Origin of the sequence: Streptomyces orinoci, assembly GCF_003121295.1 — a bacterium.
GTDB lineage: Bacteria > Actinomycetota > Actinomycetes > Streptomycetales > Streptomycetaceae > Streptomyces > Streptomyces orinoci.
In genome coordinates this window covers 85,509-103,957 of the sequence record NZ_PHNC01000007.1, presented here as the reverse complement: position 1 = coordinate 103,957, position 18,449 = coordinate 85,509, and the positions used below count along the sequence as shown (strand labels likewise).

Genomic DNA, 18,449 nt, shown 5'->3' with positions numbered 1-18,449 from the left:
CTCGTCGTCATATACAGAGAGTGACATGCGAACACGGAGAGTGGAGAGTTCTGGGATCCGGTCCACCGGAAAGAGTGAGCCGGGGTGCAACGGGCTTACGAATGCGTTGACTTGGAATCGTCCTCCACCACGCTGTCATAGCCGCTGGTCCCCTCGTCCAGCAGGGGTTCCTGCCGCTTGAGGTGGGCCGGGGCCAGGGCGCGCAGGGCGTGATAGCCGGTGAGCACCACCAGGGTGCCCAGGGCGATCCCGCTGAGCTCGAAGTTCTTGCCGAACTTCAGGCTCACCCCGCCGATGCCGATGATGATGCCCGCCGCGACCGGTACCAGGTTGAGCGGATTGCGCAGGTCCACCTTGTTGTGCACCCAGATCTGGGCGCCCAGCAGGCCGATCATGCCGTAGAGGATCACCGTGATCCCGCCCAGCACCCCGCCCGGAACGGCCGCCACCACCGCGCCGAACTTGGGGCATACACCGAACAGAAGGGCGAAGCCGGCCGCCGCCCAGTAGGCCGCGGTGGAGTAAACCCGGGTGGCCGCCATCACCCCGATGTTCTCGGAGTAGGTGGTGTTGGCGGGGCCGCCCACCGCCGTGGAGAGCATGGTCGCCGCGCCATCGGCGGAGATGGCGGTGCCCAGCTGGTCGTCCAGCGGATCCCCGGTCATCTCGCCGACCGCCTTGACATGGCCGGCGTTCTCGGCGATCAGGGCGATCACCACCGGCAGCGCCACCAGAGTGGCCGACCAGCCGAAGGACGGGGTGTGCAGCGAGGGCAGTCCGATCCAGTCGGCCTTGGACACCCCGGAGAGGTCCAGCCGCCAGTGGTCCACCGCCTGAGTCCCCCCATGCACCGAGTGGATCTTGCCGAAGAGCCGGTCCAGGATCCAGGACAGGGCGTAACCGAAGACCAGTCCCAGGAAGATGGCCACCCGGGACCAGAAACCGCGCAGACAGACCACCGCCAGCCCGGTGAAGAGCATGGTGAGCAGCGCCGTCCACTGGTCCTGCGGCCAGTAGACGGTGGCCGTGACCGGCGCCAGGTTGAAGCCGATCAGCATCACCACCGCACCGGTCACCACCGGCGGCATCGCCGCATGGATCACCCGGGCGCCGAACCGGCGCACCGCCAGGCCGCTGAGCAGCAGCACCCCGCCGACCACGAAGATGGCCCCGGTGACCGCCGCGCTGCCGCCGCCCTGGGCCCGGATGATGGCCGCCACACCGACGAAGGAGAGGCTGCATCCCAGATAGCTGGGGATCCGGCCCCGGGTGGCCAGCAGAAACAGGATGGTGGCGACCCCGGACATCATGATGGCCAGATTGGGATCCAGACCCATGAGCACCGGAGCCACAAAAGACGCGCCGAACATCGCGACCACATGCTGGGCGCCCAGCCCCACGGTGCGCGGCCAGGACAGCCGCTCGTCGGGGCGTACCACCGCTCCCGGGGCCGGGGTGCGTCCGTCGCCGTGCAGGGTCCAGCGGACGCCAAGGCCCATGACCGCTCCTGAGGTGCTCGATGTCCCGATGTGATGATCCGGACCATGTTAAGGGCGCCTGAGCAGGGCGCCGTCGTTCCGGCGGCCGGGCCGTGGCCCCGGCGGGCGCTGCTGCGATCGGACCAATTCCCGCCCCGTAAGGCTGTACGGCCGTGACCCTCGGCTGAGCACCCCGCACTGCGCGGTATGGGTTGGTTGTCCGATTTCCTGCAAACCAGGAGACATACATGCGTAAGCTCGTCGGCCGCACTGCGGCTGCTGCGATCCTTGCTACTGGCGTCATCGTGCCGGCGGCCGCCGGGGTGGCTCACGCCGCGCCGCAGTCCCCGTCCGTCGGTCAGACGGTGAGCTGGGACGACGACCACGGCCGCGACGGTGGCCGTGACCGGGACCGTGACCGTGGCCGCGACCGGGGCCGCGACCGCGACCGCGACCGCGACCGTGGCCGCGACTGCGACCGCGGCCGGGACCACGGCCGGGACCACGACTGCGACCATGGCGGCCGCTGGGGCGGCTGGAGCGAGGACCACTGGACCAGAGACTGGAACAACTGGAACGTCTTCGGGATCGTTCACTCCGGTCGCCACAACCGCTGGGGCGGCGGCTGCCACGAAGGCGGCGGCCTGTGGGGTAACTGGGGTGGCGGCAACTGGGGCAACTGGGGTGGCGGCAACTGGGGTGACTGGGGCCGCGGTGGCCGTCACGGTGACTGTGACCGAGGCGGCTGGGAGCGGGGCGGCTGGGAGCACGGCGGCTGGGGCCGTGGGCGCGGTGAGGACTGCGACCGTGGGCACGGCGGCTGGGGCCGCGGGCGTGGCGAGGACTGCGACCGTGGGCACGGCGGCTGGGACCGTGGGCGCGGTGAGGACTGCGAGCACGGTCACCACCACAGCAGCCGTCACTTCGAGCACGTCAGCAACGTCAACCTGTTCGGCATCTTCGACTAGGCCGGAGGCTCAGCCGGTCAACGTCTGAACAGCCCCTTCGACCGCGGGCCGCGTACCCGGGCACTCGCCCGGCACGCGGCCCGCGGTGATGTGTGCGCGGCTCAGTCCTCTGGGGCGGCCAGGGCCCCCGGCCGCCCGGCCGGCCGTCCGGCGGGCACCCGCAGTACCCCCGCGGCCGCGGTCAGACCCACGGTCAGCGCCGTCACCAGGCCGAAAGAGGCGGTCAGTGAGGTGGCGTCGGAGAGCCGGCCGATGACCGAGGGGGCCACCAGGCTGGAGCTGTAGGTGATGGTGGCCACCCCGGCGATGGCCTGGCTGGGGGCCGGGCCGCTGCGCGCCGCCGAGGCGAAGGCCAGCGGGACCACCACCGCGACGCCCAGGCCCAGCAGCGCGAAACCGGCCATCGCCGGTGCCGGGCCGGGGGCGGCGACCACCAGCAGCCCGCCTGCGGTGGCCAGGGCGCCGCTCGCGCGTACCGTACGTACCGGCCCGAAGCGGCGCACCGCGGCGTCACCGGCGAACCGGGCGGCCGCCATGGTGCAGGAGAAGGCCGTGGTGCAGGCGGCCGCCGGGCCGGCGCCGGACCCCATGACATCGCGCAGATAGACGGCCGACCAGTCCAGTCCGGCGCCCTCCGCGAAGACCGCGCAGAAGCCGACCGCGCCGATGGCCAGGGCGGACCGCGGCGGCAGCGCGAAGCGCGGCGGCGGGCGCTCGCCGGGCGGCGGGCGCAGGTCCGGCGCCCAGCGGCAGGCGGCCGCGCCCAGCAGGGCGAGCACCCCGGCCGCCGGTGCCAGGTGGAGCCGGGCGTCCAGGCCGGTATGCGCGGCCAGGGTGCCCACCGCCGCCCCGGCCAGCGCCCCGGCGCTCCACATGCCGTGCAGGCCGGACATGACCGGGCGGCCCAGCAGGTTCTCGGTCTCCACGCCCAGCGCGTTCATCGCCACATCGGCCATTCCGGAGGCGGCCCCGTACAGTGCCAGCGCCCCGCACAGCGCGGGCAGCGAGGGCGCCAGGGCGGGCAGCGCCAGCGAGGCGCACCACAGGACGATCAGCAGGCGCAGCGCGGTCCGGGAGCCCAGGCGGTGGGTGATCCGGCCCGCCAGCGGCATCGCGGCGAAGGAGCCCAGCGCGGGGAAGGCCAGGGCCAGGCCCAACTGCCCGTTGTCCAGGCCCAGATGGTCCCGGATCCAGGGGATCCGGGTGGCGAAGTCACCGGTGACCGCGCCATGCACGGCGAAGACCGCGGACAGGGCCGGCCGCGCCCGGTGTAACCGTCCGGGGCCGCCACCGTTCATGCCGGGTCTCCCTTCCGTCCTGCCGCCCCTGGCAACCAACGTGAGCTGTCCCACCTTGTCAAGTCCCCGTGGACACCGCGCGGCCGGGCGTCGTACGCTCGGGGGGCGTCGATCCGTGGAGCTTCCGCGGATCGCACACCGTAATTCAACTTACGCAGCGCACTCCGGGGTCGGTGAAAGTCCGAACCGGCGGTTACAGTCCGCGACCCGTCCGCCGCCAGCGGCCGGTTGACCAGGTGAAATTCCTGGACCGACGGTTAAAGTCCGGATGGGAGGCAGTGCGCGGCGGGCAGACGTCGGCTATGCGCCGCCGCCGGTCCGGCCGTACCCGTCGCGGGGACGGCCCTCGGTATCGGCGGTTCCGCCACCGGCGTTGTGCACCCGCTTTCTCGTCGTTCCTGACGACGCCCCGGAGTCCGTGCCCGAAGAGGCAGGAGGACCCGGTGGCCACCGCGACCGAAGCAGAGGCGATGCGACGCGCCATCGCGCTCGCCGCCCGTGCACTCGGTGCGACCAGCCCCAACCCCGTCGTCGGCTGTGTCCTGCTGGACCCGGCCGGCCGGGTGCTGGGCGAGGGCTTCCACCAGCGTGCCGGACAGGCCCATGCCGAGGTCAACGCCCTGCGGGACGCCGCCGCCCGGGGCCATGCGGTACGCGGCGCCACCGCCGTGGTCACCCTGGAGCCCTGCAACCACACCGGGCGCACCGGCCCCTGCGCCCAGGCGCTGATCGAGGCGGGCATCGCCCGGGTGGTCTACGCGGTGGCCGATCCCGACCCCACCGCCACCGGCGGCGCGGCCACCCTGGCCGCGGCCGGAGTGGCCACCGAGGGCGGCCTGCTGGCCGAGGAGGCCGCCGAAGGCAATGCCGCCTGGCTGTTCTCGGTCACCCGGGGCCGCCCCCAGGTGCGGTGGAAGTACGCCGCCACCCTGGACGGCCGCAGCGCTGCCGCCGACGGCAGCAGCCGCTGGATCACCTCCGCCGCCTCCCGCGCGGATGTCCACCGGCTGCGCGCCGAGGCGGACGCGGTGGTGGTGGGCTCCGGCACGCTGCATGCCGACGATCCCCAGCTGGCCGTACGCGGCATCGAGGGCGCCGTCCAGCCGCTGCGCGTGGTGCTGGACACCCGGGCCACCATCCGGCCGGACGCCCGCGTCCTGGACGATGCCGCGCCCACCCTGGTGGTCACCGGCCCGGACGCCGACACCCGGCACCTGCCCGGGACGGAGGTGCTGCGGCTGCCCACCCGTGACGGCCGCGTCGGCATCCCGGAGCTGCTCGCCGCGCTGTATGAGCGCGGGGTGCGCTCGGTGCTGCTGGAGGGCGGGCCGGTGCTGGCCGGCGCCTTCCTGGCGGCCGGCGCGGTGGACCGGGTGACCGGTTATCTCGCCCCCGCCCTGCTGGGCGCCGGGCCCGCCGCCCTGGCCGGGGCGGGCATCGGCAGCATCGGCGAGGCGCTGCGCCTGGACATCACCGAGGTCACCCGGATCGGCCCTGATCTGCGCCTGACCGCCATCCCCAAGTCACAAGCAATCGAGGAGAACTGACGGATGTTCACCGGAATCGTCGAAGAGCTGGGTGAGGTCGTCGCCGTGGAGAGCCTCGGTGACAGCTCCCGGATCCGGCTGCGCGGCCCGCTGGTCACCGAGGACGCCCGGCACGGCGACTCCATCGCGGTCAACGGTGTCTGCCTGACCGTGGTCGAGACCGCGGACGGGGAGTTCACCGCCGATGTGATGGCCGAGACCCTCAAGCGCTCCAGCCTGGGCGGGCTGGGCCCCGGCTCCCGGGTGAACCTGGAGCGCCCGCTGAAGGCGGACGGCCGCCTCGGCGGCCACCTGGTCCAGGGCCATGTGGACGGCACCGGAGTGATCCTCGGCCGGGAACGCTCCGAGCACTGGGACGTGGTCACGGTCTCGCTGCCCGCCGGACTCAGCCGCTATGTGGCCGCCAAGGGCTCCATCACCGTGGACGGGGTGAGCCTGACCGTGGTGGAGGCGGGGGACGACTTCTTCACCATCAGCCTCATCCCCACCACCCTCGCCCTGACCACCCTGGGCTTCAAGACCGCCGGCGACCCGGTCAACCTCGAGGTGGACGTACTGGCCAAGTACACCGAGCGGCTGCTCGCCCACACCGCCACCCCTGACCTCCGGGAGCGCGCATGACCTCGCTCAACTGGCTGACCGGTGAGGCCTTCTCGGCCTTCGGACAGCATGTGATCTGGTCCGACGCCATCGGCAACACCATCGGACTGGCCGCCCTCGCCCTGGGCTGGAAGCGCTCCATCTGGACCTGGCCCGCCCAGCTGCTGTCCGGGCTGATACTGGTGGCCGCCTATGCCTCCGCCCACCTCAGCGGGGGAGTGGGCAAGCAGCTGCTGGTGATCGGCGTGGCCGTGTGGGGCTGGCGGCAGTGGGGGCGCGGCGGGCGCGACGCCGAGGGCGGCTCGGTGGCCGTACGCTTCGCCACGGCCCGCGAGCGGCTGGCGCTGCTGGGCGGGACGGCCCTGGGCACCCTGGCCGTGGGCACGCTGTTCACCGCCGTACCGCAGCTGTCGTGGAACCCCTGGCCGGACGCCTATATCTTCGTCGGCACGCTGGCGGCCATGGTCGCCCAGGCCCGCGGGCTGGTGGAGTTCTGGCTCGCCTGGCTGCTGGTGGACGTGGTCGGTGTCCCGCTGGCCTTCTCCAGCGGACTGGCCTTCTCCGGCCTGGTCTATGTGGTCTACCTCGGCCTGGTGCTCTGGGGGCTGCGTGACTGGTGGCTGCGCTCGCGTCCGGGCGCCCGTACCGCACCGGCGTTCTGATGCGCCCGCCCGGCGGGCCAGGCCCGACAACCACGCCGCCGCGCGACCCGCGTGCGGCCGCCCGACGACTCAACGGAGACAGCATGACCGCCGCCCCGCAGCACACCGCAGTGACCGGGGAGAGCGTCCTCGACCCGGTCGAGCAGGCCATCGCCGATATCGCGGCCGGCCGGCCGGTGATTGTGATCGATGACGAGAGCCGGGAGAACGAGGGGGATCTGGTGATCGCCGCCGAGGCGGCCACCCCCGAGATCCTCGCCTTTATGATGAGCGAGTGCCGTGGGCTGATCTGTGTGCCCATGGAGGGCGAGGACCTGGACCGCCTGGAACTCCCGCAGATGGTCGAGAACAACACCGAGACCATGCGCACCGCCTTCACCGTCTCCACCGATGCCACCGCCGCCCATGGCGTGGACACCGGCATCTCCGCCGCCGACCGGGCCACCACCATCCGGCTGCTGGCCGACCCCGCCAGCAAGCCCGGTGACTTCGTCCGCCCCGGGCATGTCTTCCCGCTGCGGGCCAGGCCCGGCGGCGTCCTGGTCCGCCCCGGCCACACCGAGGCCGGCTGCGACCTGGCCCGGCTGGCCGGATTCCGCCCGGCCGCCGCGATCGTGGAGATCGCCGGCGAGGACGGCCGGATGCTGCGACTGCCCCAACTGACCGCCTTCGCCCGCCGGTTCGGTCTGACCCTGATCTCCATCGAGCAGCTGGTGAACCACCTCAAGGCGGCCGAGCCAGCGGTACGCCGCGAGGCCACCACCCAACTGCCCACCGCCTACGGTCACTTCCTCGCCCACGGCTACCGCTCCGGCATCGACGGGGTGGAGCACATCGCCCTGGTGATGGGCGAACTCGACGGCGCCGAGGACGTCCTGGTGCGTATCCACTCCGAGTGCCTGACCGGCGATGTCTTCGGCTCGCTGCGCTGCGACTGCGGCCCCCAGCTCCAGGCCTCGCTGCGCCGGATCGCCGAGGAGGGCCGCGGCGCGGTGATCTATCTGCGCGGGCACGAGGGCCGGGGCATCGGCCTGCTGTCCAAGCTGCGGGCCTACGAGCTCCAGGAGAACGGGCACGACACCCTGGACGCCAACCTGGAGCTGGGCCTGCCCGCCGACGCCCGGGACTACGGGGCCGGCGCCCGGATGCTCGCCGACCTGGGCGTGCGCTCGCTGCGGCTGATGACCAACAACCCCGACAAGACCATCGCCCTGGAGCGGCACGGTCTGAAGGTCACCGGACGGGAGCCGATGCCCGCCCCCGCCGGTGAGCACAATCTGCGGTATCTGCGGACCAAGCGCGACCGGATGGGGCACGACCTGCCCTGGCTGGACGCCGAGCCGGTCTCCGCCTGCGACAACCAGTAAGCACCACCAGCCACCGAGGAGAAACATGAGCGGCAAGGGCGCACCCGAGCTGAGTGTGAAGAACTGTCAGGACCTGCGGGTGGCCGTGATCGCCGCGCAGTGGCACGAGAAGGTGATGGACGGGCTGGTGGACGGCGCCCTGCGCGCCCTGCACGAGCTGGGCATCGACGAGCCCACCCTGCTGCGCGTCCCGGGCAGCTGGGAGCTGCCGGTGGTGGCCAAGGTGCTGGCCGGCCGGGGCTATGACGCCATCGTCGCCCTGGGCGTCGTCATCCGCGGCGGCACCCCGCACTTCGAGTATGTGTGTGAGGGCGTCACCCGGGGGCTGGCCCAGGTCTCGGTGGACACCGGAGTCCCGGTCGGCTTCGGCCTGCTGACCTGTGACACCGAGGAGCAGGCGGTGGACCGGGCCGGACTCGAGGGATCCACCGAGGACAAGGGGCATGAGGCGGTCTACGCCGCGGTCTCCACCGCGGTGACCCTGCGCTCGGTCTCCGAACCCTGGCACTGACACCGGCGGGCAAGGCCGTAGGGTAGGACCACCATGTCCAAGAAGACGTTCGAGGAGCTCTTCGCCGAGCTCCAGCAGAAGGCCACCGGCGACCCCGCCACCTCCCGCACCGCGGAACTGGTGGGCAAGGGGGTCCACGCCATCGGCAAGAAGGTCGTCGAAGAGGCGGCCGAGGTGTGGATGGCCGCCGAGTACGAGGGCGCCGAGGCGACCGCCGAGGAGATCTCCCAGCTCCTCTACCACCTGCAGGTGATGATGGTCGCCCGGGGTATCTCGCTGGACGACGTCTACGCCCACCTCTGATCCCCGCGAACGCCCCGCCCCCTTCCTCCCACGCACAAAGGAACCGACCTCATGCTGCGCATCGCCGTCCCCAACAAGGGTTCTCTCGCCGAGCCTGCGGCGGAGATGCTCCATGAGGCCGGTTACCGGCAGCGCAAGGACCGCAAGGAACTGGTGCTGGTGGACGCCGCCAACGAGGTGGAGTTCTTCTTCCTGCGCCCCCGCGATATCGCGGTGTACGTCGGCTCCGGCCGGCTCGACATCGGGATCACCGGCCGTGACCTGCTGCTGGACTCCGGCTCCCAGGCCGAGGAGATCATGCAGCTGGGCTTCGCGGCCTCGACCTTCCGGTACGCCACCCGCCCGGGCACCGTCAAGGACGTGGCCGAGTTCGGCGGCCTGACCGTCGCCACCTCCTTCGCCGGGCTGGTCACCAAGCACCTGGCCGACCATGGCGTGGACGCCGAGGTGGTGCACCTGGACGGCGCCGTGGAGACCGCCATCCAGCTGGGCGTCGCCGAGGTCATCGCCGATGTGGTGGAGACCGGCACCACCCTGCGCAATGCCGGGCTGGAGGTCATCGGCGAGCCCATCCTGGAGTCGGAGGCCATCGTCATCCGGCGCGCCGGTGCCCCGGCCGACGACCCCAAGGTGCGCCAGTTCCTCCGCCGGATGCAGGGCGTCCTGGTCGCCCGCCGCTACGTGATGATGGACTACGACATCCGCGCCGAGCAGGTGGAGCGCGCGGTGGCGCTCACCCCCGGCCTGGAGTCGCCCACCGTCTCGCCGCTGCACCACGAGGGCTGGGTGGCGGTGCGCTCCATGGTCCCGGCCAAGGACGCCCAGCGGATCATGGACGAGCTCTATGAACTGGGCGCGCGGGCCATCCTGACCACCGGCATCCACGCCTGCCGCCTCTGACATGCCCGAGCTTCCCGTGACCTTCCGTCCCACCCGCACCCGTGTGGTGCTGCTGGGCGTGGGCGGCGCCCTGGCCGCCGTGCTGACCGTGGTGTCCTTCCTGCTGGACACCTTCACGGCCGGGGACCGCGCGTCCTTCATTCTCGCCGCGCTGCTGGGCCTGGGCGTGCTGGCGCTGCTCAGCCGCCCCAAGGTGGTGGTGACCGAGGGCGGGGTCACCGTGGTGAACCTCACCACGGTGCGCCGGCTGGAGTGGGCCCAGATCATCCGGGTCAATCTGCGGCCCGGCGACCCCTGGGTCCATCTGGACCTCTCGGACGGAACCTCGCTGCCCGCGATGGGCATTCAGACCGGCATCGGCAAGCAGCAGGCCATCAGCCAGGCCCGGGCGCTGAACGCTCTGGTGGAGGAGCGCGGCACCGGCCGATCGGCGACCTGACGGCCGGTGCCTGCCCGGTCGGCGGATTCCTTGATTACTCTGTTGCACACGAGCACATCCGTGCCCGGCCCCGCCCGAGACGACTCGGCCGCCTGACGCGGCCGCCGCGGGGCACCTGCGAACCGAGGAGTGAATCCCTCCGGGATGGACGGATCGTCCTGTAGTACCTGCGCCGCCCCGCATTGTGAGGCGGCGCGATGAGCATCACCGTATCCCTGCTGCTGCTTGCGGCGGCACTGCTGCTGATCCTGGCCAACGGCTTCTTCGTAGCCGCCGAGTTCGGCCTGGTCACCGTGGAGAAGCCGGAGGCCGAACGGGCCGCGGCGGGCGGCGACCACCGCGCCCGGACCGTGGTCAAGGCCCTGGGTGAGCTGTCCTTCCAGCTCTCCGGCACCCAACTGGGCATCACCATCACCTCCTTGGCGGTCGGCATGCTGGCCGAGCCCGCCCTGGGCCGGCTGCTGGCCGGACCGCTGGACGCGGCCGGACTGCCGGCCGGTGCCGCGGCCGGGGTGGCCGTGGTGACCGGCATGCTGGTGGCCTCCGCGGTGCAGATGGTCATCGGCGAACTGGTGCCCAAGAACTGGGCGGTCTCCCGGCCGTTGCAGGTGGCCCGCTTTGTGGCCCGGCCGCAGAGCCTGTTCGCCCACCTCTTCCGCCCGGTGATCACCGTGCTGAACACGGTCGCCAACCGGCTGGTACGGGCCCTGGGCGTGGAGCCCGCGGAGGAACTGGCCTCCGCCCGCACCCCCGGCGAACTGGTCTCGCTGGCCCGCCACTCGGCGCTCGCCGGGGCCCTGGAGGCGGACACCGCCGACCTGTTCGTCCGCACCCTCTCACTGGGCGAGCTGACCGCTCAGCATGTGATGACCCCCCGGGTGAGGGTCAGCGCCCTGCAGACGGACGCCACCGCCGAGGACGTCCTCAACCTCACCCGGGCCACCGGGCTTTCCCGCTTCCCGGTCTACCGGGAACGGCTGGACGAGGTGGTCGGCATGGTCCACCTCAAGGACGCGCTGGCGGTGCCGCGCGAGGAGCGGCTGCGTACGCCCGTGGGGCGGATCGCGGTGGCGCCGATGCTGGTGCCCGGCACCCTGCCGGTGCAGCCGCTGCTGGAACAGCTGCGCAGCGAGCAGCCGATAGCCGTGGTGGTGGACGAGTACGGCGGCACCGCCGGGGTGGTGACCCTGGAGGACATCGTCGAGGAGCTGGTCGGCGAGGTCCGTGACGAGCATGACCATGCCGATGCGGCACGCCCCGACCTGACCACCGTGACCTGCGAGGACGGACGGACCGCCTGGGAGGCGGACGGCGCCTGCCGGGTGGACACGCTGGCCCGTATCGGACTTCGGGTGCCGGACGGGCCCTATGAGACGGTCGCCGGACTGGTCGCGGACCTGCTGGGACGCATCCCGGTCCCCGGCGACCGGGCCGAACTGCCCGGCTGGCGGCTGTCGGTGCGCCAGGTGGGCCACCACCGGGCCGAACGGGTGCGACTGGTGCGCACGGGTACGGCCAAGGGCGCCGCCAAGGGACCGGTCAAGAGCGCCGTGTTGGCCGCGGTCAAGGGGGACGCCCGATGAGCGTGCTGCAACTGCTGTTCGCCGCGCTGCTGGTGCTGGCCAACGGCTATTTCGTGGGCGCCGAGTTCGCCCTGGTGTCGGTGCGCCGCAGCCAGATCGAGCCCAGGGCGGCCGAGGGGTCCGCACGGGCCCGTACCGTGCTGACCGGGCTGGAGAATCTGCCGCAGATGCTGGCGGCGGCCCAGTTCGGCGTCACGGTGTGTTCCCTGACGCTGGGCGCGGTGGCCGAGCCCACGGTGGCGCGGCTGCTGGAACCGGTGTTCCAGGCCGTGGGCCTGCCGGAGGGGCTGGTGCATCCGCTGGGCTATGTGATCGCCCTGGCGCTGGTGATCTCCCTGCATCTGGTGATCGGGGAGATGGTGCCCAAGAACCTGGCCATGTCCGCCCCCGACCGGGCGGCTCTGTGGCTGGGCCCCGGGCTGGTCGCCTTCGCCCGGCTGTGCCGCCCGGTGACCCGGCTGCTGGGCGCCTGTGCGCATGGCGTGCTGCGGCTGTTCCGGGTGGAGCCCAAGGACGAGGTGGAGTCGGCGTTCACCAGTGAACAGCTGACCCACCTGGTGGAACACTCCCGGCGGGCCGGGCTGTTGGCCCCCGCCGAGCAGGAACGCCTGGAGGACGCCCTGGAGTTGGGCAGCCGTCCGGTGACGGATGTGCTGCTGGACCCGGCGCGGCTGGTGACCGTACCGCCGTCGGTCACACCCCGGGAGGTGGAGGAGCTGACGGTACGCACCGGGTACTCCCGCTTCCCGGTGTGCGGGCCCGGCGGGGCGTTCATGGGCTATCTGCATGTGAAGGACGTGCTGGACCTGGAGGACCGGGACCGGGCGGTGCCGCAGCGGCTCTGGCGGCGGGTGCAGACCCTCCGGGCGGAGCTGCCGCTGGACGACGCGCTGACCGTGATGCGGCGGGGAGCGGCGCATCTGGCCGCGGTCGCCGACGCGTCGGGGCGTTTTCTGGGGTTGGTTGCCCTGGAGGATGTGCTGGAGATGCTGGTGGGGGAGGTGCGGGATCCCTCGCACCGGGTTGCGGTGCCCGCTACGCGGGAGGAAGAGGGGGTCATGGTCGGCTGACCGCCGGTGGGTGGGCACGCCCCTTCGGGGCGTTGTTCCACCCACCCACCCACCCGCCCGCCCGATCGCCCACCGAGTCAAGAGCGGTTCTCCGGTCCCCGGCCCGAGAGGACCTCGCCATAGGCCTGCATCAGATCGGGCAGCCGCAGGGTGGCGAGGTCGTCGCGGGTCGGGGTGCCGGGGAAGCCGGTGAGGCGCAGATCGCGGTAGGCGCAGCTCTTCTCGTAAAGGGTGCGCAGAAAGCGGCCGTTGCCCAGTTCGTCGATCCAGCCCTGCCGGACCACATGGGTGCTGATGCTGCGCAGTTCGTCCAGCGCCTCCTCGTCCCAGGAGTCGCCGTTGTCGGCTGCCAGCACCTCGCCGATGGCGGTGAGTTCACCGGGGCGGTAGCTGGGGAAGTCCACCCGGCTGGTGAAGCGGCTGCTCAGGCCGGGGTTGGCGGCCAGCAGACGGTCCATGCCCTCGGGGTAGCCGGCCAGGATCACCACCAGGCGGTCGCGGTTGTCCTCGGCCCGTTTCAGCAGCACCTGCAGGGCCTCGTCGCCATAGGCGTCGCCCTTGCTGTAGCCGGAGTTGGCGAGGCTGTAGGCCTCGTCCACAAAGAGCACCCCGCCCAGTGCGGAGTCGATCAGCTCATTGGCCTTGACGGCCGTCTGGCCCAGGAACTCGCCCACCAGATCCGCTCGTTGGGCCTCCACCAGGTGATCGCCGCCCAGCAGGCCCAGGGCGTAGAAGACCCGGCCGAGGATCCGGGCGACGGTGGTCTTTCCGGTGCCGGAGGGGCCGGAGAAGATGAAGTGGCGCTTGGGGGGCTGTACCGGCAGGCCCTGTCCGGCCCGCAGCCGGGCCATGCGCAGTTGGGCGGAGAGCGCCTTGACCTGCCGCTTGACCGGCTCCAGCCCCACCATCCGCTCCAGTTCGGCCAGGGCTTGGTCCAGCAGTGCGGGGTCGGCGGGGCCGGGCACCGGCCGGGTGGCCGGCTGGGCCGGGATCCGCCGTTTCTCGCGTACCCCGTCCACCGGGGCCGGCGGCGGCCCGCCGAACTGGGGGTCCACCCCGGTGAGCAGCTCGGCGGCCGGTGCCTGGGGTTCGCCGGCCGGTTCGGTGCCGTCCGGGCCGGAGCCCACCAGGGCCACCGGGGCGGGGTCGGGCGGATCGTCCAGGCCGTCGGAGTCGGCGATGGCGGTCAGCCGGGCGGAGGTGTCCATAAAGGTGGGATCGACCCGATGCACCGCGCGGTAGAGCGGCAGGGCGGCGGCGCTGCGGCCGGTGCCCTCATGGGCCCGGGCCAGCCAGTAGCGCAGCTCCTTGCGCTGCGGCTGTTCGCTGCGGCAGCGCATCAGCGCGGTGGCCAGCAGCGGTTCGGCCTGCCCGTACATCTCCAGCCGGACCCGGGCCATGCCGCCGAACAGCCCCGCCTCGATGCCCAGCAGGGAGTCGTCCAGCAGCGGGTCGGTCTGCCGGACCAACTGCTCCCAGTCCTTGACCAGATAGGCCCGGCAGGCGTGCAGGAAGCGCACCTGGGGGTCGGTCTCCACCGGCGGGCAGTCGGCCAGCGCCCGGTCCAGTTCCGGGACATGGCGGCCGTCCAGCCAGTGCGAGGCATGCGCCAGCAGCAGATCGCGGCCGTTCTCCAGCACCGGCTGGACCCACCAGCCCAGCCAGTACCAGGAGTTCAGCGGGCGGCGGTGGCGGGCGCGCTGCTGGCCGAAGCGCTCCCGGTGCCGGTGCATCCGCAGCAGTGCGGTGGAGGTCTCGGCACGCAGGGCGTGCAGGCCCAGCCAGGCGTCGGCCATCCCCGGGTCGAGACGGACCGCGGTGCGGAACTCCTCCTCGGCCTGGGTGTAGGCGCCCATGGTGTACGCGTCCACCGCGCGCAGCCAGGCGAGATCGGCCGGGGCGGGCGGGCCCTGAGTGCCGAAGTCCATCACATCCCCCACCAACCTGCCCCCGTGGCGGGCCGGCCGGTTCCCGGACCGCCCTGTGTGTTGAACGCTCTTGTCGTTTGACGGGAGTTGATCACAGCTCGGTCGGCGCCCCCGGCTGTTGGGTGCGCCGTTCGCATCGTACCTGCGCAGCCGGTGTGCGCCGTAGGGTGCCGAAGGGCCGTTCGCGGCGCGCGGGTGATCCCCGGCGCTTGGGAAAGCACTCCGCAGAGCGGTCACGGTGGGTGACTTCGAAGGGCGGTTGCGGGGCCGTTCCGGGGCGGTACGAAGCCCCCGGTCACGGGGGAACAACCGGGGGCCTCGCGTTCTCAAGCGGCCTGCGCCGACCGCACATTCAGAACGTAAGTCCTGTAAGGCCCCGGGGTCAAGCGGAGTTGAGGAGCCGGCGGACGAGCGTCCGGACCCGGCCCGGCGGAGGACCGGGGACCGGCTACGGAGGGTGAGAATCAAGGGAGTTCAGGCCGTCCCAGCGGGCCCGGGAAGCAACTCATAACCCTCCTGGCACTGCCGCACCAGGATGTGGGCATAAGGGCGGCTGGGGTCTGCGCTGAAGTGCGCGTGTTCCGCGCGCTTCCAGCCCTCCCAGAATTCCGCCAGCCCTGCACCATCACGGAGTTGACCTCTTTCCCAGGAGTGCTCATAGGTCAACTCCATCCACAGCAGGGTGCTCAGCTGGGGCCTCAGATCGCGGCGGCCCGCGCCCACCCCCTCCAGAAGGACCACCGGTGCGGGCGCCAGCCGGTGTTCCGGGCCGGTGAAGCGCTCGGCCACCCAGTCGTACGCCCGGTACCGCGCGGTCTCCCCGTGGGTCAGCGGGTCCAGCACCCACTGGCGCAGCCGGCCGGTCCAGTCGAACAGCTCCTGATGGGTGGCCAGGTCGTCCAGGTGCACCACGGGCACCCCGCCCAGCGCCTCGGCCAGGCGGGCGCTGAAGGTGGACTTGCCGGAGCCGGCGTGACCGTCCACGGCGACCAGCCGCACGGCGCCCACGGACGGGGGGAGCGCCGGCAGCCAGCGGGCCAGCACACCCAGGGCGTCGGTGCCGCCGGGGGAGAAGGGAGGAAAGGATTCGCGCACCGGATCACCCTAGGAGAGCCACTGGTCCGTGCGGAGGCAACGGGCCGCACATCACTGGCCAAGCGGCCTCCGGAGCGGCGATAGTGGTCCGGCCGGACCAGTCGCCCGCCGTGCCCCCACCAGCCGTTCGCCGCGCCGACCGAGGGATCAACGCCATGTCCAGCAGACGCACCCTGCTCGCCGCCGTCCTCACCCTGACCGCCGCCTCCTCGCTGCCCCGGACGGCGGCGGCCCTGGCGGCCGCTCCGGGCGGCGGACACACGGAGGACGCCGGCAACTCCGGCACCACCCGCACCGGTTCCATCGACTACCGGGCCTGGACCTCGCTCGCCGACTGGCGCGGCGGGACGGCGGACGGCACCCGGGCGCTGGACGGGCGGCGGCCCCGCCTGGCCATCGCGCATCCGGCGGGCAGCATGGAGTACACCGACCCGCACACCGGCACCAAGGCCCGCTGGGAGTACGCCACCTGGGTCTCGCCGGTGCACACCCTGCCCGCGCCGGCCACCGAGCTGATCGCCTCCTGGAACGCCCGCACCCCGGCCGGCACCTGGCTCCAGGTCGAGGCGCGCGGCACCTACACCGACCACACCCGCACCCCCTGGTATGTCATGGGCCGATGGACCTCCGGTGACGCGGCCGGCGACATCCGGCGGACCTCGGTGGACGGCCAGGGCGACAAGAAGAGCGCGGTCTACACCGACACCCTGGCGGTGGACCCGGCGAGCGGGGTCCGGCTGGCCTCCTACGCGCTGCGGCTGACCCTCTTCCGCCGGCCGGGCACCTCGCTGACCCCCGAGGTCTGGCGGCTGGGCGCGATGGGCTCCGACATCCCGGACCGCTTTACGGTGCCCGCCTCCCGCCCGGGCGCGGGGGCGGGCCACCGGCTGGGGGTGCCGCGCTACTCGCAGGAGATCCACAAGGGCCAGTACCCGGAGTACGACAACGGCGGCGAGGCCTGGTGCAGCCCCACCTCCTCGGAGATGGTCATCGAGTACTGGGGGCGCCGCCCCACTGCCGCCCAGCTGGCCTGGGTGAATCCCGCCTATGCCGATCCCCAGGTCTGCCAGGCGGCCCGCTTCACCTATGACCACCAGTACCAGGGCTGCGGCAACTGGCCCTTCAACGCCGCCTATGCGGCCGGTTATCACGATATGCAGGCGGTCATCACCCGGCTGCACACCCTCAATGACGCCGAGCGCCTGGTGCGGGCCGGGATCCCGGTGATCACCTCGCAGTCCTTCCTGGCCTCCGAGCTGGACGGCGCGGGCTATGGCACGGCGGGGCATCTGATGTGCGTGGCGGGCTTCACCAAGTCCGGGGACGTGATCGCCAATGATCCGGCCAGCGCCTCGGACCGGACGGTCCAACGGGTGTACAAACGGCGCCAGTTCGAGAACATCTGGCTGCGCACCAAGCGGCATGACGCCCAGGGAAAGGTCAAGTCCGGTTCCGGAGGGGTGTGTTACCTCTATTTCCCGGTGGAGCTCTCGGCGGAACAGCGCCGGGCGCTGCGCGCGGTGGGGGTGCGCTGAGCGCCTAACTCCCTTGTGCGGCATGGCCGTTCCTCCCGGTCCGGCAAAAGATTCGTACAACGCTTCCCTCGCACTGGCGTATGGATATGCTGTCGCCCCGTTCAACCGGAGTTGGCGGGGCGTTCACCGCTCCGATGGGCCGGCGTGGCACTTCAGGGGGAGGGGCGCACTGCGATGGAGCGTCGAAGGTTCGGGCGCGGGGGACGGCGCACCCGCTCCCCGGACCCCGGTCAACTGCCGCTCGACCGCCATCCGGCACGCGGGGACATGCCGCTGCGCGCCGGGCTGGAGGACGCCGCCATGGGCCGCTGGGAAGGGCTGCGCGAGCTGCTGGCCTCCACCGGGCGGGACTGGGACCGGCGGATCTTCCGGCTCCAGGTGCTGGCCAGGGCCGGGGCCAGGCTGCGGTTCGCGGACACCTGGGCGCGGGCCGAGCCCGGTTCGGCCGACGCCCTGGCGCTGCTGGCCCATGTGCAGGCGCTGCGCTCCCTGATCGCCGGGCGGGGGGAGGGCCGGGAGCTGATGGAGGAGGCCTGGCGCACCTGTGTGGCCGCCGCCGAGGCGGAGCCCGCCGATCCGGCGCCCTGGGTGGTGCTGCTGGCCCTGCTGCGGGTGCACGCCCCGGACCGGACGCTGCTCAGGCAGGTCTGGGAGGAGGCCGCGGCCCGCGATCCGTACAACCGCGAAGCCCGCCATGAGGTGCTCATCTATCTCTTCGAACGCAACCATGGCAGCGCCGGGGAGATGTTCCACTGGGCCCTGGAGCGGGCCGAGACCGCGCCGCGCGGTCTGCCGCTGGCCGTACTGCCCCTGGTGGCGCTGGCCGAGTCGCACCGGCAGCGCAGGGCGGCCGAGGGGCAGCGGTACGGCCTGAGCCTCCACCCCTGGACCGACTGCCCGCATATCGACCGGGTGCTGGAGCGCTGGTGGTACCACCGGCCGCCGCGGCCGCACGCCCAGTTCGCCGAGGACGCCAACTACCTTGCGCACGCCCTGGGTTTCGCGGGACGGCACGCGGAGGCGCACGAGGTGTTCCACGCCATCGGCCCGTACGCCGTCGATGTGCCCTGGTCCTACTGCGGGGAACCGCGTGAGCTGTTCGTCAGGCACCGCGCCTGGGCCGCCCGCGCCGCGGCGGAGGGCCGGCCCCCGCCGGGCTGAGCCA

General features: G+C 72.3%; 17 protein-coding genes and 1 riboswitch. Of the genes, 13 read left to right on the top strand and 4 right to left on the bottom strand.

The window, feature by feature from the left end:
• Nucleotides 1–95: 95 nt before the first annotated feature.
• A complete protein-coding gene (locus CV755_RS04360) occupies nt 96–1,499 on the bottom strand; it encodes a uracil-xanthine permease family protein (RefSeq protein ID WP_109278797.1) in 1,404 nt (467 codons plus the stop codon).
• A gap of 227 nt (nt 1,500–1,726) precedes the next feature.
• On the opposite strand from CV755_RS04360, the gene CV755_RS34500 reads away from it, so the two are divergent.
• Nucleotides 1,727–2,446, top strand: coding sequence for a hypothetical protein (locus CV755_RS34500; protein WP_161968586.1), 720 nt, complete (start codon nt 1,727–1,729; stop codon nt 2,444–2,446).
• Nucleotides 2,447–2,547: 101 nt separating this feature from the next.
• Here CV755_RS34500 and CV755_RS04350 read toward each other — a convergent pair whose 3' ends face one another.
• On the bottom strand, nt 2,548–3,744 hold the full coding sequence (locus CV755_RS04350; RefSeq protein WP_109278796.1) for an MFS transporter: 1,197 nt from the start codon (nt 3,742–3,744) through the stop codon (nt 2,548–2,550).
• A gap of 155 nt (nt 3,745–3,899) precedes the next feature.
• Nucleotides 3,900–4,030, top strand: a riboswitch (FMN riboswitch).
• Nucleotides 4,031–4,187: 157 nt separating this feature from the next.
• Here CV755_RS04350 and ribD point away from each other — a divergent pair.
• The 10 genes from ribD (at nt 4,188) to CV755_RS04300 (ending at nt 12,726) form a co-directional block, all read left to right on the top strand.
• On the top strand, nt 4,188–5,291 hold the full coding sequence (gene ribD, locus CV755_RS04345) for a bifunctional diaminohydroxyphosphoribosylaminopyrimidine deaminase/5-amino-6-(5-phosphoribosylamino)uracil reductase RibD (RefSeq protein ID WP_109278795.1): 1,104 nt from the start codon (nt 4,188–4,190) through the stop codon (nt 5,289–5,291).
• A 3-nt stretch (nt 5,292–5,294) separates the two neighbouring features.
• Nucleotides 5,295–5,912 carry a riboflavin synthase gene (locus CV755_RS04340; RefSeq protein WP_109278794.1) on the top strand — a complete coding sequence of 206 codons (618 nt, stop codon included), beginning with the start codon at nt 5,295–5,297 and terminating at the stop codon, nt 5,910–5,912.
• Complete coding sequence (locus CV755_RS04335) at nt 5,909–6,553, top strand: nicotinamide mononucleotide transporter family protein (protein ID WP_109278793.1); 645 nt, start codon at nt 5,909–5,911, stop codon at nt 6,551–6,553. The genes CV755_RS04340 and CV755_RS04335 overlap by 4 nt, the downstream gene beginning before the upstream one ends.
• Before the next feature lie 83 nt (nt 6,554–6,636).
• On the top strand, nt 6,637–7,920 hold the full coding sequence (locus CV755_RS04330; protein WP_109278792.1) for a bifunctional 3,4-dihydroxy-2-butanone-4-phosphate synthase/GTP cyclohydrolase II: 1,284 nt from the start codon (nt 6,637–6,639) through the stop codon (nt 7,918–7,920).
• 25 nt (nt 7,921–7,945) lie between these two features.
• Entirely contained in the window at nt 7,946–8,431 is a 486-nt protein-coding gene (gene ribH, locus CV755_RS04325; protein WP_109278791.1) for a 6,7-dimethyl-8-ribityllumazine synthase, read from the top strand.
• A 33-nt stretch (nt 8,432–8,464) separates the two neighbouring features.
• The gene (locus CV755_RS04320; RefSeq protein WP_109278790.1) at nt 8,465–8,734 is read left to right on the top strand and encodes a phosphoribosyl-ATP diphosphatase; all 270 of its coding nucleotides are present in this window, start codon (nt 8,465–8,467) and stop codon (nt 8,732–8,734) included.
• 51 nt (nt 8,735–8,785) lie between these two features.
• Entirely contained in the window at nt 8,786–9,634 is an 849-nt protein-coding gene (gene hisG, locus CV755_RS04315; protein WP_109278789.1) for an ATP phosphoribosyltransferase, read from the top strand.
• Nucleotide 9,635: 1 nt separating this feature from the next.
• Nucleotides 9,636–10,073 (top strand): PH domain-containing protein, encoded by a 438-nt coding sequence (locus CV755_RS04310; RefSeq protein ID WP_109278788.1) that lies wholly within the window; start codon nt 9,636–9,638, stop codon nt 10,071–10,073.
• 203 nt (nt 10,074–10,276) lie between these two features.
• Complete coding sequence (locus CV755_RS04305; protein ID WP_109279013.1) at nt 10,277–11,656, top strand: hemolysin family protein; 1,380 nt, start codon at nt 10,277–10,279, stop codon at nt 11,654–11,656.
• Nucleotides 11,653–12,726 (top strand): hemolysin family protein, encoded by a 1,074-nt coding sequence (locus CV755_RS04300; RefSeq protein ID WP_109278787.1) that lies wholly within the window; start codon nt 11,653–11,655, stop codon nt 12,724–12,726. The genes CV755_RS04305 and CV755_RS04300 overlap by 4 nt, the downstream gene beginning before the upstream one ends.
• A 77-nt stretch (nt 12,727–12,803) precedes the next feature.
• Here the strand turns inward: CV755_RS04300 and CV755_RS04295 are convergent, their stop codons facing one another.
• Together CV755_RS04295 and CV755_RS04290 are read right to left on the bottom strand one after the other, a co-directional pair.
• On the bottom strand, nt 12,804–14,654 hold the full coding sequence (locus CV755_RS04295; protein WP_109279012.1) for an AAA family ATPase: 1,851 nt from the start codon (nt 14,652–14,654) through the stop codon (nt 12,804–12,806).
• Nucleotides 14,655–15,128: 474 nt separating this feature from the next.
• Nucleotides 15,129–15,704: a uridine kinase family protein gene (locus tag CV755_RS04290; protein WP_109279011.1), complete on the bottom strand. Its 576-nt coding sequence runs from the start codon at nt 15,702–15,704 to the stop codon at nt 15,129–15,131.
• Nucleotides 15,705–15,904: 200 nt separating this feature from the next.
• On the opposite strand from CV755_RS04290, the gene CV755_RS04285 reads away from it, so the two are divergent.
• Nucleotides 15,905–17,284 carry a peptidase C39 family protein gene (locus CV755_RS04285; RefSeq protein ID WP_193553348.1) on the top strand — a complete coding sequence of 460 codons (1,380 nt, stop codon included), beginning with the start codon at nt 15,905–15,907 and terminating at the stop codon, nt 17,282–17,284.
• A 174-nt stretch (nt 17,285–17,458) separates the two neighbouring features.
• Nucleotides 17,459–18,445, top strand: coding sequence for a hypothetical protein (locus CV755_RS04280; RefSeq protein ID WP_109278786.1), 987 nt, complete (start codon nt 17,459–17,461; stop codon nt 18,443–18,445).
• Nucleotides 18,446–18,449 lie beyond the last annotated feature (4 nt).

Bases quoted from the DNA above. Each gene is read 5' to 3' on its own strand.
- CV755_RS04295 (WP_109279012.1), bottom strand. From the start codon at position 14,654: ATGGACTTCGGCACTCAGGGCCCGCCCGCCCCGGCCGATCTCGCCTGG.
- ribH (WP_109278791.1), top strand. From the start codon at position 7,946: ATGAGCGGCAAGGGCGCACCCGAGCTGAGTGTGAAGAACTGTCAGGAC.
- CV755_RS04280 (WP_109278786.1), top strand. From the start codon at position 17,459: ATGGAGCGTCGAAGGTTCGGGCGCGGGGGACGGCGCACCCGCTCCCCG.
- CV755_RS04300 (WP_109278787.1), top strand. From the start codon at position 11,653: ATGAGCGTGCTGCAACTGCTGTTCGCCGCGCTGCTGGTGCTGGCCAAC.
- CV755_RS34500 (WP_161968586.1), top strand. From the start codon at position 1,727: ATGCGTAAGCTCGTCGGCCGCACTGCGGCTGCTGCGATCCTTGCTACT.
- CV755_RS04335 (WP_109278793.1), top strand. From the start codon at position 5,909: ATGACCTCGCTCAACTGGCTGACCGGTGAGGCCTTCTCGGCCTTCGGA.
- hisG (WP_109278789.1), top strand. From the start codon at position 8,786: ATGCTGCGCATCGCCGTCCCCAACAAGGGTTCTCTCGCCGAGCCTGCG.
- CV755_RS04285 (WP_193553348.1), top strand. From the start codon at position 15,905: ATGTCCAGCAGACGCACCCTGCTCGCCGCCGTCCTCACCCTGACCGCC.
- CV755_RS04340 (WP_109278794.1), top strand. From the start codon at position 5,295: ATGTTCACCGGAATCGTCGAAGAGCTGGGTGAGGTCGTCGCCGTGGAG.
- CV755_RS04310 (WP_109278788.1), top strand. From the start codon at position 9,636: ATGCCCGAGCTTCCCGTGACCTTCCGTCCCACCCGCACCCGTGTGGTG.
- CV755_RS04350 (WP_109278796.1), bottom strand. From the start codon at position 3,744: ATGAACGGTGGCGGCCCCGGACGGTTACACCGGGCGCGGCCGGCCCTG.
- CV755_RS04320 (WP_109278790.1), top strand. From the start codon at position 8,465: ATGTCCAAGAAGACGTTCGAGGAGCTCTTCGCCGAGCTCCAGCAGAAG.
- CV755_RS04360 (WP_109278797.1), bottom strand. From the start codon at position 1,499: ATGGGCCTTGGCGTCCGCTGGACCCTGCACGGCGACGGACGCACCCCG.
- CV755_RS04330 (WP_109278792.1), top strand. From the start codon at position 6,637: ATGACCGCCGCCCCGCAGCACACCGCAGTGACCGGGGAGAGCGTCCTC.